Raw genomic sequence first — 13385 nt, forward strand, 5'->3', positions numbered from 1 at the left:
AAATTAATTACCGTCAAAGTAGGCACTGATCCCCTTAAAAATACCCTCCGCTACCCTGGCCTGGAAAGCCGGGCTATTCAAAAGCTGTTCCTCGGTGGGATTGGAGATAAAGGCCGTCTCGACCAATACTGAGGGCATCTCGGTATTGCGCAGGACCGAGAAATTGGCCTCCAGGACACCCAGGTCTTTCCTTCCGATAGCTGCTACCAGGGCAGACTGGATGGCAGCAGCCAGGCGCCGGCGCTCTTCCCTTTGCTGTCCGAGAGCCGTGTCCGGCGGGGCATAGAAATAGGTGGACGTGCCGGAAGCATCGGGGCTATAGGATGCATTGGAGTGGATGCTGATAAAGAGGTCGGCACCCAGATCATTGGCGTAATAGGCCCGGCCCGCCAGGGTATAGGGGCAGGTCTCGCCATTGCGGGTAAGATAAACGCTGGCCCCCGCACTGCGAAGCAGGGCGGCAAGTTTCTGGGCCATAGCCAGGTTGACGTCCTTTTCCTTAACCCCGGTAGGGCCAATGGCACCAGGATCAGCGCCATTCGTATCTGTACCGTGACCGGGATCAATGACTATCTTACTGCCCTTGAGGGAAGGCTTTTCTAAAAGAAAGATCATCCCGCCCTGATCGGCAGCCGGCCGGGCGTTCATCCGGGCAGCTCCGTTAAGGTCAAAGACGATGCGGACGGTATCCGCAGTATACTGCCCCAGGCGCACCCTGGCCAGGGGAGGCCGGTTAACCTCCACCGTTTCCTGCCCTTCCGGTACGGCCAGGACGGCGCCCGCCACATCGACAATCAGGCGATTATTCCAGCTGGAAGTCTTATAAGTAAAAACCCCGCTGGCTTTAACGGTAACCTGGAGGGCATCGCCTGCTGGTACAACCGTTACCCCGGTAATCTGGAGGCCGGGTTGTTGGCCACCAGGCTCACCTCCCGGCGGTTCGTAGGGCGCAAAGGTGGCCAGGGCGCTGGCCAGCCAGCCGCGCTGGCCGTTAGCCATTTCCACCTGCCACCAGTCACCTTTTTTCTGCCAAATGGGCAGTTTGCTACCGGCGGCAGCCGTACCCACCTGCTTTTCCACCGGGCTTGGGCCGGCCAAAATTGCCACCGGCCGGCTGCCGACAACCGCAAGGCCCAGGGGTTGTCCGGCCGGCGGCTGGCCGTCGCCGGGTAAGGGGTTCCCGGCCGGGGGCTGAGTTCCGCCCGTAGGCGGGTTTTCACCAGGCGGCCCGCCATTCCCCGGTAGGTTATTATCATAGACCGGCTCGGCATAGGCAGCTGAAACCCAGCCTTGCCGGCCGCCATTTAACTGTACTTGATACCAGCCGGGAGCCTCGCCTGTGAACCTTAGAACCGTCCCCCGGGGGAGGACATCGAGGATATTATAATCCAGCCCCGGGCCGGACCGGATATTAACATAGCTGCCCGTCAGGCGCACCTGGCTGGCACCCTGTACTGTTCCCAGGGTGATCCTGACTGTCTGGGAGGCAGCATTCCAGTCCACCTGGCCGCCAAAGGCCTGGGAGATGAAACGGACCGGCACCATGGTGGTATTACCTTTTAACACCGGGGTGGTATCCAGCAGGATGGCCTGTCCATTTACAGAGGCCCGGCGGCTGCCAATCCACATTTTTAAAGTTGTTGCTCCCCGGTTAACGACAATACCCTGTTCTTCTTCTACCCAGTCCACCCTGGCACCCATATACTCCATAACAAAGCGCAGGGGTACCATGGTGCGGCCGTTGCCGTCAATATAAGGCGGTACCGCCGGGTCAACCCGGGTACCGTTAAGGATGAGGGTAACACCGGGGACGGCTGTGGCCGGCAGGGCCTTTAAGCCCAGCGTTAATATGTACATTAACACCAGCAGTAACAATAAAAGACCCGGCCGGCCGGTCGATATACGCCTGTCCATCACCCTTCCTTTCTCCTTTCATTTTTTGCGGCTAACATAGTATTCGCTGCCCGCAGTTCCTTTCCTCCCGCAGTGGCCATTTTTTGTTGAAAAAACAAAAATGGTGCCCGGAGAGGCACCATTTATTTGACACTTTTAAACAAATGCTTACTGGGCTTCCTTTTTGATTAAGCTTTCATTACGGCTCATGGCTGTCGAAACATCGACATGGCCGGCAATAGTTTTAACAAACTGGCCGTCCACCAGGAACTGGACCTGCTTGACTGTCGGAAACTGGGTCAGGGTATTAACGATAGAATAGACGGTTAAACTTTCCCCCAGGGAGCCGCCGCTGTGGTTGGCCACCAGTTCCTTGCTGAAATCTACCCTGGCCAGGCCGTCGGGGCGGATGTTGATATCTTTTAGGACCGTTCCCCTGGGAATAGTCGGCAGGAGCTGCGAACCCGGCCCCGGTCCTTTAATGAGTTCCTCTATGGCTGCCCGGGCAATACCCTCTACCAGCGGGAGGGTGCGTTGCTCGGCCACCAGGTAATTCCCGGTGGGGTCGCTGAAATAGAGGACAACCTGGGTGGTTTTGGTGCTTTCTTTCTTTTCCTCGGCCCCGGTTGCCGGCGTGCTGGTTTCCGGCGGCGGCAACTGGACCTGGACCTGGGACCGTGACTTGCCTGTCAACCCGTCTATAAAACCGCAACCGCTCGCCAAAGCAACTACAAGCAACAAACTCACTGCAACTGCCAAGTACCTGCCTGCCCGCAAAAAAATCCCTCCTTTCAATCCTGCTATAACATAAATATCAAGGAAAGGAGGGATATATTCCTGATTTTTACGCCCTACCCAAAACTTCCCGCAGGGCCTGGATAAAGCGTTCATTCTGCCGCGGTGTACCTATTGTCACCCGCAGGTAATTATCATAGCCAAAGATATCCCCGGTACGGACAATTACACCTCTTTTTAAAAGCTCCTGGAAAACAGCGCGGCTGTCCCGCTGGATGTCGACAAAGATGAAATTGGCCTCTGTAGGAACATACTGCAGGCCCAGGGCTGTAAACTGTTCGTAGAGGTACTGTTTGCCTTCTATATTTATCTCCCGGCTCTTCTTGTAATGGGCCTCATCCTTGAGGGCGGCAATGGCCGCCGCCTGGGCTAAGAGATTAACGTTAAAAGGCTCCCGCACCCGGTTCAGGTTCCTAATAATTTCCGGTGCGGCCACGCCGTATCCCACCCGCAGGCCCGCCAGGCCGTAAATTTTAGAAAAAGTACGCAGGACAATGACGTTGGCCCGCCCGTGGCGGACATAGGCCAGGCTGTCAGGATAGTGCTCGGCCGTTACGTAATCGGCATAGGCTTCATCCAGAACCACCAGGACGGAAGGAGGTACTTCCTTTAAAAAGCTGTCCAGGACCATCTGGCCGACAATGGTACCCGTGGGATTGTTGGGGTTACAAATAAAGACCATCCGTGTCCGGGGCGTTATACTGGCGGCCATGGCCTTCAAGTCGTGGCGGAAACTGCGGCAGGGGACCTTGATGGCTCGACCGGCCATGACCTGGGCGGCAAACTCATACTCGGAGAAAGTTGGCTCGGCGACGACTATTTCATCTCCGGGGTTGACGTAGGTCTCGGCCAGCATTTTTATTATCTCATCGGTTCCGTTACCTACAATGATGTTCTCCGGGGAAACACCCAGTTTTTCCGCCAGGGCATTTTTCAAGTAATAGCAGTTCCCGTCCGGGTACAGGTAAACCCTCTCGCTGGCCTCCCGTAAAGCCTGGACGGCATCCGGGGAAGGGCCCAGGGGATTTTCATTGGACGCCAGTTTAATTACATCCTGTACCCCCAGTTCACGCTGGACTTCTTCAATTGGTTTCCCGGGTACATAGGGCTTAATGGCCAGGATGGCTTCCCGGCATGCAGGTACAGTGGCCAATTTTAATTTCATCTCCTTCGCTATAAACGATAAATTTTTTCCCCTTCCAGGATGGTTATACCCCTCCTCTGGAGGATGGCAATAGCTTTATCCAGCTCTTCAACGCGGAAGATCACCAGGGCACCGTTATCGCCCTTACCGATAAAGGCATAGAGGTATTCGATGTTGATGCCTGCTTCTTCCAGGATAGACAGGATGTTGCTCAACCCTCCGGGCCTGTCCGGCATCTCCACCCCCAATACCTCGGTAAGGCTGACGGTGAAACCAGCTTCCTTCAAGGCGTGGTAGGCCTGTTCTGGATCGTTGACGATGAGGCGTAAAATGCCAAAGTCAGAAGTGTCGGCAATGGACAGGGCGCGGATGTTGATCCCCCGCCCGGCCAGCAGGCGCGTTACTGCCGCCAGCCGGCCCGACTTGTTCTCCAGGAATACCGAGAGCTGTTTGATTTTCATAGACTCGCCTCCCCTCATATCTTCCGCTTGTCAATCACCCTAACTGCTTTCCCTTCGCTGCGCTCGATGGTTTTGGGCTCCACCAGGGTGACTTTCACGCTGATGCCCAGGGTACTTTCCAGCTCGTTGACCAGCCGTTTTTCCAGCTCTTCCAGGCCCCGGACTTTATCGGAGAAAAGGGAATCCGAAACCTCAACCTTGACCTCCAAGGTATCCAGGGCTCCCTGGCGGTCCACAATGAGGAGGTAATGGGGCTCGGTACCGCCCATTTCCAGGAGAACGCTCTCCACCTGGGAGGGGAAGACATTGACCCCACGGATAATGAGCATGTCATCCGTCCGCCCGGTGAAGCGGGCCACCCGGACGTAGGTGCGGCCGCAGGAACACGTCCCGGGGATCAGGCTGGTAATGTCCCTGGTCCGGTAACGGATGACCGGCAGGGCCTCTTTGGTGAGCGATGTGATGACCAGCTCGCCCAGCTGTCCCGGCGGCACCGGCTTCTCCGTCACCGGGTCAATGACTTCTACCAGGAAGTGGTCGCCAAAAACATGCAGGCCGTTCTTCTCCTGGCACTCAATGCCCACGCCGGGACCGATAACTTCGCTCAGGCCGTAGATATCAACAGCGCTGATCCCCAGCCGTTTCTCGATCTCCTGGCGCATGTTTTCCGACCAGGGTTCGGCACCAAAAATACCGCACCGGAGCTTTAACTCCCCGGGGCTGACACCCATCTCCGCCATTACCTCGGCTAGATGCAAGGCATAGGAGGGAGTACAGGTAAGAACCGTACTACCGTAATCCTTCATGATCATTATCTGGCGCTTGGTATTACCGCCGGAGATGGGGATAACAGATGCACCCAGGCGTTCTGCGCCATAATGAATCCCCAGTCCGCCGGTAAAGAGGCCATAACCATAGGCGTTCTGGATAATATCGTGACGGGTTGTCCCTCCGCAGACCAGGGCCCGGGCCATAAGCTCGGCCCAGACGTCAATATCATGGCGGGTATAACCGACCACCGTCGGCTTGCCGGTCGTACCCGATGAAGAGTGGATGCGTACCACTTCGCTCATGGGCACGGCAAACATGCCGAAGGGATAATTGTCCCGTAAATCCTGTTTGGTGGTGAAGGGCAATTTGTGGAGATCATCCAGGCTTTTAATATCGCCCGGCTCCAGGCCGATGGCCTGGAAGGCTTTGCGGTAAAAGGGCACGTTAAAAAAGGCTCTTTTGACCGTCGCCTGGAGGCGCTCCAGCTGGAGTTCCCTTAATTCTTCCTCCGGCATACACTCGTATCTTTCATTCCAGTACAAACCGTTCTCCCCCATATATGAGAAGTGAGAAGTGGGAAGTGAGATCTTTGGTAGAAACTAGCTGCGCCAGTTTCTATTTAAATACCTGTCTTCGTGATAACCACCCATCTTCAGGGTTTCCACCATCCGGACATACTAAAGATATTTCCACATTAAAGCAGGGATTCCTGCTATAAATTTAGCGGCGGCTATTTTTCTTGCCGTCATAGCTAAATACAGCCGTCTTGCCGTCAATGACGGTTTCCAGGTGGACCGGCCGGCCCCACAACAGGTAAACATAGGGCAGGGTCTTTTCCAGGTACGGGACATCCAGTTCCAGGCCTTCATAGCAATGCTTGAGGTATAGTTCACCCCGCCGCTGGTAGTCACCATCCTCGACGACGATATAGGGAAAACCACAGTTGGTCAGGCGGCCGACCAGGCCATCCCGGACCTTTTCCCAGTCTTTCTCCACCACCACCCATTCCGACCCCACCTTCTGGTAGAGGAAGAGGTCCAGCTCTTCGACCAGTTCCCTGGTCAGGTAGTTGCGCAGGAAGGAAATATCGTTTTCACAGGTACGGACCTCAAAGATTTTGGCCCGGCCCTCCCCACCTTTGCGGCCGTATTTTTCCCGCTCTTCCTGGCTGGGATTATCCCAGCGCTTTTCGATATCCTCAAAAATCTTGCTGCCCACATAATAGGGATTGATTTGCATTTTGCCCGGCTGGCTGACGCTGGCATGGAGGTGGGCAAATTCGATGGTTTCTTCTTCTGTTAAATCCAGTTCCCGCATAATGCGGGCGTGCCAGTAGGTGGCCCAGCCTTCGTTAATAATCTTAGTTTCCATCTGGGGCCAGAAATACCGCATTTCTTCCCGGACTATAGCCAGGATATCCCGCTGCCAGTCCTCCAGCTCGGGGCTGTTGTTCATGATGAAGGCCAGCATATCCTTCGTTGGCCGCGGTGGTATCTTCCGGATACGTTCCCTGGGCTGTTCCTTCGGTTTGCCGTCCAGGGCCCAGAGGTCATCATAGGGTGTCTCCGGAGGGCGGGAAGGGCCCTTTTCCTTTTCCCCCTCCTCTTCCGCTACCGGAAAGACGGCGGGGGGCTCGATATGTTCCTGGATGGACAGGGCGGCGTCGAGGAAAATCTCTACTTCCCGGTGGCCGTATTTAAACTCGTACTCCCTGATTTTAGCAGCATGGACGGCCATGGTTTCTACCATTTGACGGGAGGTTGGGGCAAAATGAACGTTATTTTTAAAAAAGTCACTGTGGGCAAAAACATGGGCAATAACCAGTTTATTCTGGATCAGGTCGTTACCCTCCAGCAAGAAGGCATAGCAGGGGTTGGAGTTGATGACCAGTTCATAGATGCGGCTGAGGTTGAAGTCATACTGGAGCTTCATCTTATAGAAGTGTTTACCGAAAGTCCAGTGGGTGAACCTGGTTGGCATACCGTAGGCGCTAAAGGCATAGATCACATCAGCCGGGCAGAGTTCAAAACGCATGGGAAAAAAGTCCAGGCCAAATTTCCTGGCCTGGTCGTGGATGGCTTCGATGGCTTTAGCGAGGGCCTTAAATTCTTGTTCCACCTGATTCCCTCCCTCTTGCGCCGGCAAAAAACTGCCGTAATGCCTGGTAGACCTCGCTTTTATCCTTGATGGCCACTGTCACCAGGCGTTCATCCTTGATGCGTTTCAGGACGTTCATCAGGGTGCTGGTGCGGTAATAGGGGTTAACAATCTCCCCGTAGCCCAGGAGATTTACTTTAGGCAAGAGCAGCTGGACGGCTTCCAGGCAGGTCTCGTTGTCGCTGGGAAGGTTATCGCCGTCCGTAAAATGAAAGGGGTAGATATTATAATCGGCCGGGGGATAGCGCTTGTCAATAATCTCCAGGGCCAGCTGGTAGGCCGAAGAACAGCGGGTGCCGCCGCTTTCGCCCTTGGCAAAGAATTCTTCTTCGGTTACTTCCCTGGCCTGGGTATGGTGGGCAATGAAGACAATTTCCACCTGCTGGTACTTGCTGCGCAGGAAACGCACCATCCAGAAAAAGAAGGTCCGGGCGATATACTTCTCATAGGTCCCCATGCTGCCGGAGGTATCCATCATGGCCAGGACCACGGCACTGGTCTCATAGCGCATTTTTTCCTCCCAGGTTTTAAAACGCAGGTCCTCCGGAATGATGCCGCCAATGAAGAGCTTCCCCTTCATGGCATTGCGTTTGAGGTTCTCCAGGAGGGTGCGTTTTTTATCCAGGTTACCCATGAGGCCTTTGCGGCGGACGTCGCGAAATTCATAGGTGGGTGAAGCCAGGATGGGTTTTTTCTTCTCCTGGAGATTAGGTAGTTCCAGGTCCCGGAAGAGCATTTCCTGGACTTCCTCCAGGGTGACCTCGGCTTCGTAGTAATCAACTCCCGGCTGGTCGCCCGCTCCAGGGCCTTTACCGGCGCCATCAGGGGCCTCGCGACCAATGACCGTTCCCTTCTGGGTACCGCCGCTGCCCTGGCCAACGTTCCGGCCCTGGTTGTAATTGAAGCGGAAGTGGTACTCCTCCAGGCTCCTGATGGGCACCCGGACCACCTTTTTGCCCTTGCCCATGATGATGCTTTCTTCGGTGATAATCTGGGGTAGATTTTTCTTGATGGCTTCCCGCACCTTTTCCTGGTGCCGCTGCTGGTCCAGGTAGCCTTTCCGGTGCAGGGACCAGTCTTCCCGCGACAGACTATACTGGGTATCCACGGCCATCACTCCGCACTTAGCGGTTTAAGAGACTGCCGGTGTATTTCAACAGCTCGTTTGCGCACACCGGGCAATAGCCATGCTGAGAAATGAGGCGGTCGATAACGGCATTGATGCGCTTCAACTGTTCCGGGTCCGGCGTCCGGGTGGAAGTGGTAATCTTGATGATATCCTTCATGTCGGCAAAAAGCTTTTTCTCAATAGCCTCCCGCAGGCGCTCGTGGGAATTATAATCGAAGGTCTTGCCCTTGCGGGCATAGGAAGAAAGGCGGATGAGGATCTCTTCCCGGAAGGCTTTCTTGGCGTTTTCCGTAACACCGATCTGCTCCTCGATGGAACGCATGAGTTTTTCATCGGGGTCCAGCTCTTCATCGGTAATGGGGTCGCGGACCTTGGTCTTGTTGACAAAGGCCTCCACATTATCCAGGTAGTTGTTAAACAATGCCCGGGCTGATTCTTCATAGGAGTAAACAAAGGCCCGCTGGACTTCCTTCTTGGCGTATTCGTCGTATTCCTGGCGCGCCAGGGCAATAAAATTAATGAGGCGTTCCTTTTCTTCTTTGGTAATGGAGGGGTGCTGGTCCAGGCCGTCCTTCAAAGCCCGCAGGATATCCAGGGCATTGATGCAGCGGGTATCGGCAGTTATCAGGGCGCTGGAAATGCGGTTGATGACGTAGCGGGGGTCGACGCCGCTCATGCCCTCCCCCTCGACTTCATTCATGAGTTCCAGGACGTCCTTTTGCTTGAAACCCTCCACATCCTCGCCGTCATAAAGCTTCATCTTCTTTAAGAGGTCCATACCCTGCTTTTTCGATTCCTTCAGGCGGGACAGGATGGAAAAGATGGCTGCCGCCTGGAGGGCAAAGGGGGCAATGTGGACGGTAATATCGCTCTGGCGGATTAGTTTTTGATAAATCTTTACCTCATCCCGCACCTTCAGGTTATAGGGAATAGGAATGACCATAATCCGGGACTGCAGGGCTTCATTCTTGGGGTTGCTGATAAAGGCCCGGTATTCCGCTTCGTTGGTGTGGGCAATTATTACCTCGTCGGATGTTACCTCATAGCACTAAACCGCCACTGCTTGTTCTGCTTGATTTTCCCGGCTATTTTGGCCGTGCTCTGGTGCCGCCTTCTTTTCAATTAAGCATTCTACAAGGACTGCATATAACCTTCTTTCCTCCTCGGGCGTCGGAGGCCTCGATGGCATGTGAACCGTTATGGTGCCGAAACGGTTTTTAATTTCCATGCGGACCACCTCAAGAATATACATATGTGGCCAAACTTGCCAACCCGGCCTGTCCTTAAAAAGAAAAATGCCGGGTATAACCCGGTATTTTATGGTAGGAGAGGTCTTTTACCGCCGCCCTTGCCTTTCTTAAAACCTCTAACTGAAGGTATATTACCCATTGCCGATATTATTAACGGCAGGTCCGCCGGCCGGCTGGTAGGGTCCAATGTGCATATGTACTTATTGCGGTTACCGTCCAGTTCATAGGCGCTCCCGGCCCACTTCAGCCAGTCACCGCCGCCCACCTGCACCCTCCTGGCTGACATCTCAGCGGCATTGACGGCCTGCTGTTGTTGGAGCCAGGCCATGATAGCGGCTTCTTCCTCGCTGGTAGACCTTTGAGTGGTACCACCATGTTCGCCAACCCTACGGTTAGCAGTAAGTCCCAGGCGTTTTCTGGCCATAGCTACTGTACTTCGTTTAACTCCTAATTCATTAGCTATTTCAACATCGGTCATTCCTGCGGCATGGAGTTCTTTAAGCTTTTCAAGGTCTACAAGGAGCGGCCTACCCCCGGGGTTTTTGACATTTCCCGACGGGCATACTACCCCCATATATTGCCCCTCCGGCAATTTAATCCTCTCCCTGGATATATTTTTATGCTTTTAGGCAAATTACCCAGAGGTTAGTTGACTGTTGCCTCCACTTATTTCTCCTCCCTGAAGCTTATTGCTTATGGAAGGCTTTGGCATGTTGATGGCGAATATAAAATCGTTAAACGGCTTTATTACTCTACCGCTTTCGTTTTTTTATTCTCCATCTGTGCCGGTAGGGGTTAGAGTGTTATATGACTCTAAGTACTCATTTTGTTCATAAAAAAGCCATTCAACGGTCACACCAAAGAACTTTGCCAACTGCATTTTAATATGTTTGCGGGGTTCGCGATCCCCTCTTTCAATACGAGCAATCATACTTTGAGATATACCAATGATTTCGGCCAACTGCTTTTGTGTCAGGTTAGCTTTTTCTCGTAATTCTATTAAACGCCGGTTTTTCATTATTAACTCGCCTTCCATTACCCGAGGTAATCCTCTTTAATTGCTATTATAAGTACCTATGGTAATGTTGTCAAGGTGTAGTTCAAAAAAATATTTCCAATGGTCATGCCTATTTAATATTACTAACGGTCATTATATAATTAAAGAGGTGAGTAAAATGGCGACTTTTGGGGAAAGGCTAAAATCTCTTAGAGAACAAAAAGAATTATCCCAAGAAGCTCTAGGGAAAAAATTTCATTTAAGCCAAAGTATTATTGCTCATTATGAAGCTGGCAGGAAACAGCCTAGTCAAGATATTCTTCAACGTCTCGCCGACTTTTTCAACGTCAGTGTAGATTTCCTTTTAGGCAGGACAGACGACCCTAACCCTGGCCAGCACCGTTCTACTATAGAAGAAGATTGGCCCGAAGTAACAGACGTGCTGCGACGCTGTGGGAAGAAACCAACACCTGAAGAACGCCGGCGCATTGCCAGAATCATTAAAGCAGCAATAGAGGATACGGATGATATTTGATGGGTAAGAAAAGACCAAGAAGGGTTAGGAAGGCACAGGCGATAGCAGCCGCCAGGTTTTTACGGCAACAACTTGGATTAGTGGAATACAATGGCATTGACGCCAGGCAGGTTTTAAAGCAGGTCGCAGTTTTAAAGATTTTTAGCTCTTCTCAAGACCCTGACTTTATTCATGAAGAAGGATTTACCCGCTCCTTGGGAAATGGAAAGTACGAGGTATATGTCAATCGCGATCTTCCTGAAGGCCGCGACAATTGGACTTATGGCCATGAAACGGCACATATTGTGCTCAAGCATCATGAAGAATTCGATGTTGACAACCTGCTGCCTTTTGAACACTGGATATTAAACCGGGAGGCCAATATATTTACTACGGAATATTTGATGCCTGAGGATAAATTTCGTCAAGCCGTAAGATTTCCATTAACTATTAGCGAAATAGCTCGGTTAAAGAATATCTTCAAAGTATCCTGGCAAGCTGTAATAAATCGGTTAGATGAACTACATATCTATCCCAAAGCCAAAATTGAACAGCTATTTTGTGAACAGCGACGTGCCAAAAAGGAAGTTGAGATGGCCATAGCTACGGTAGCAGTGGCCGAAGAGAAAGGGCAGGTTTATGCCATGCAAAAAGACGTATTAAGAATTAACCTTGACGAAAATATGCGATTCACTATTTGCCCTAGATGCGGCAATACGGATTTCTCTGAAGGCGCATCTTACTGTAAGATGTGCGGGTTATTCCTATATAATGATTGTATCGAGTGCCATGCCCACAATGTCGCCGATGCCCGCTACTGCGAATACTGTGGAAACGAAACAACACTTTTTAAGGCAGGCATCCTAAAGCCTTGCGATGATGCTACTTTATACATAATGCTGGAGGAACTTCTTTCGCGGGAAGTTGTGACGGAGTTTGATCAGGAGGGCAACTTGCTGGCAATAAGAGCAAAAACTGAAGAAGATGACTTACAAATTAGCGAAGAAGATTTACCGTTTTAATGGGAGAGGTTGAGAACGTAAAAAGTTTCGTCCTCGGCACTGGGGCGAGTTCCCGGGAAAGACACGGGTTTGCTTCACAAAAACCATGAGGGAAGATGGTTCTCTATACTATCACATGAGCGTTTCCGCGCCCTATTAAAGGGTTAAACCACCTGATGGTAACAGCACTATTGAAATTATTTGATGCCCCTTCTACTGTTACGGAAGTGCCACCGGGCATTAACCCCAATGTACGCCATTTCTGCTGGCCGGCGAGTGAGGGTAAAGTGCATTAATACCTTACCGTTCAGGCCTCTTATAGTGCATACAAACGCAATATTTCGCTATGCCCTCTTTTCGTTCCGTTAGGAATCAAAAAGCACCGGCATACCGGTACTTATTGGATCTCCAAGCTTTTAAGAAACCTCTCAACCAGGCCTTCCCCCAAACGGAATCCTTTATTTTTTAAGGTATCCACAATTGTAGGAACTTCTTTGCGATCAATTAAATTCTTGCTTACCGCCAGGTTGATTACACCCAACACTCCTAACACCTCAAACCCAGCTTGAATTGCAATACGCCGCGCCTTCTTTTCGTCAATTAAAAGCAGGTTAGCATTGAGTTCATTCCCTAATACCAAAACCTCAGCTTCACCTGGTCCCAATACCGTCGTCAAGAAGGCCACTTCTCTATTTGACTGCACTTTATGAACTATCAACCACCCAGCTTTCACAGCGTTTTCTACTTCTTGAACGCCAGTGCCTCCAGAACCTCCTTGCAAAACTTCCTCATAAACCATTTCCGGTATAAAAACCTTACTCCATAGCTTTTTCACCAAATCTAACTGCCGCAAATGGGACAAGGCTATCAGCATGGAAGTATCAGCTATTACTTTCACGCGCCAATAGCCTCCTTACGGTTTCCAGGTCGTATTCTAATTCTTCTTCATCATAATTTAATGTGATACCCATTTCGGCAAGGACATCCAAAAATGCTACATAAGATAACCCACTGACTTGAGCAGCTTTCCCCAAAGAGATTTTCCTTTCAGCATATAACGCTGCAGCTAATCTCTTCAATATTTCCCCGGCCAGATCTTTCTTCCATCCCAAACTTTCATAGACATCATCAGGTATTTTCACGACAACCTCTTTAGCCATTTCAATCACCTTCCTTACCACCATTTTACCCCAGGCCTGCCAGTTTATCAATATTGCCTACTGCACACCCTGATCTTCCTATCCCCCCGCCCTTTGCCACCCCCCTTCCCTCC

14 protein-coding genes and 1 pseudogene are annotated in these 13385 nt (G+C 51.8%); 2 read left to right on the forward strand and 13 right to left on the reverse strand.

Translation table 11 applies throughout. From position 1 onward, the window contains the following. Positions 1–3: 3 nt before the first annotated feature. From MOMUL_RS09950 to MOMUL_RS10000, 11 genes and pseudogenes are all read right to left on the reverse strand, one after another. Positions 4–1914 carry an N-acetylmuramoyl-L-alanine amidase gene (locus MOMUL_RS09950; RefSeq protein WP_153018347.1) on the reverse strand — a complete coding sequence of 637 codons (1911 nt, stop codon included), beginning with the start codon at positions 1912–1914 and terminating at the stop codon, positions 4–6. Between the two features lie 147 nt (positions 1915–2061). Then, positions 2062–2670 (reverse strand): GerMN domain-containing protein, encoded by a 609-nt coding sequence (locus MOMUL_RS09955; protein WP_062284567.1) that lies wholly within the window; start codon positions 2668–2670, stop codon positions 2062–2064. Between the two features lie 67 nt (positions 2671–2737). After that, complete coding sequence (gene hisC, locus MOMUL_RS09960) at positions 2738–3841, reverse strand: histidinol-phosphate transaminase (RefSeq protein ID WP_236713071.1); 1104 nt, start codon at positions 3839–3841, stop codon at positions 2738–2740. A gap of 20 nt (positions 3842–3861) precedes the next feature. Next, positions 3862–4293 (reverse strand): ACT domain-containing protein, encoded by a 432-nt coding sequence (locus tag MOMUL_RS09965; RefSeq protein ID WP_062284570.1) that lies wholly within the window; start codon positions 4291–4293, stop codon positions 3862–3864. Positions 4294–4307: 14 nt separating this feature from the next. Beyond that, positions 4308–5606 (reverse strand): phenylacetate--CoA ligase, encoded by a 1299-nt coding sequence (locus MOMUL_RS09970; protein WP_062284572.1) that lies wholly within the window; start codon positions 5604–5606, stop codon positions 4308–4310. A 178-nt stretch (positions 5607–5784) separates the two neighbouring features. Then, entirely contained in the window at positions 5785–7182 is a 1398-nt protein-coding gene (locus MOMUL_RS09975) for a SpoVR family protein (RefSeq protein ID WP_062284574.1), read from the reverse strand. Beyond that, on the reverse strand, positions 7166–8335 hold the full coding sequence (gene yhbH, locus MOMUL_RS09980; protein ID WP_062284575.1) for a sporulation protein YhbH: 1170 nt from the start codon (positions 8333–8335) through the stop codon (positions 7166–7168). Before yhbH ends, MOMUL_RS09975 begins: the two co-directional genes overlap by 17 nt. A gap of 10 nt (positions 8336–8345) precedes the next feature. Further along, positions 8346–9389: pseudogene (locus MOMUL_RS09985) on the reverse strand (protein prkA); the annotation flags it as partial. A 9-nt stretch (positions 9390–9398) separates the two neighbouring features. After that, positions 9399–9602 (reverse strand): hypothetical protein, encoded by a 204-nt coding sequence (locus tag MOMUL_RS09990; protein WP_161485002.1) that lies wholly within the window; start codon positions 9600–9602, stop codon positions 9399–9401. Positions 9603–9667: 65 nt separating this feature from the next. Then, a complete protein-coding gene (locus tag MOMUL_RS09995) occupies positions 9668–10174 on the reverse strand; it encodes a GcrA family cell cycle regulator (protein WP_062284579.1) in 507 nt (168 codons plus the stop codon). Between the two features lie 195 nt (positions 10175–10369). After that, on the reverse strand, positions 10370–10618 hold the full coding sequence (locus MOMUL_RS10000; RefSeq protein WP_062284595.1) for a helix-turn-helix transcriptional regulator: 249 nt from the start codon (positions 10616–10618) through the stop codon (positions 10370–10372). A gap of 157 nt (positions 10619–10775) precedes the next feature. On the opposite strand from MOMUL_RS10000, the gene MOMUL_RS10005 reads away from it, so the two are divergent. Then, entirely contained in the window at positions 10776–11132 is a 357-nt protein-coding gene (locus MOMUL_RS10005; protein WP_062284580.1) for a helix-turn-helix domain-containing protein, read from the forward strand. Beyond that, positions 11132–12133 carry an ImmA/IrrE family metallo-endopeptidase gene (locus MOMUL_RS10010; protein WP_062284582.1) on the forward strand — a complete coding sequence of 334 codons (1002 nt, stop codon included), beginning with the start codon at positions 11132–11134 and terminating at the stop codon, positions 12131–12133. Before MOMUL_RS10005 ends, MOMUL_RS10010 begins: the two co-directional genes overlap by 1 nt. Before the next feature lie 376 nt (positions 12134–12509). On the opposite strand, the gene MOMUL_RS10015 is transcribed toward MOMUL_RS10010, so the two are convergent. Then, positions 12510–13010, reverse strand: a complete 501-nt coding sequence (locus MOMUL_RS10015; protein WP_062284583.1) for a PIN domain-containing protein — start codon at positions 13008–13010, stop codon at positions 12510–12512. Further along, positions 12994–13323 (reverse strand): UPF0175 family protein, encoded by a 330-nt coding sequence (locus MOMUL_RS10020; protein ID WP_062284585.1) that lies wholly within the window; start codon positions 13321–13323, stop codon positions 12994–12996. The genes MOMUL_RS10015 and MOMUL_RS10020 overlap by 17 nt, the downstream gene beginning before the upstream one ends. Positions 13324–13385 lie beyond the last annotated feature (62 nt).

The organism is Moorella mulderi DSM 14980, assembly GCF_001594015.1.
GTDB classification, from domain to species: Bacteria; Bacillota; DSM-521; order Neomoorellales; family Neomoorellaceae; genus Neomoorella; species Neomoorella mulderi.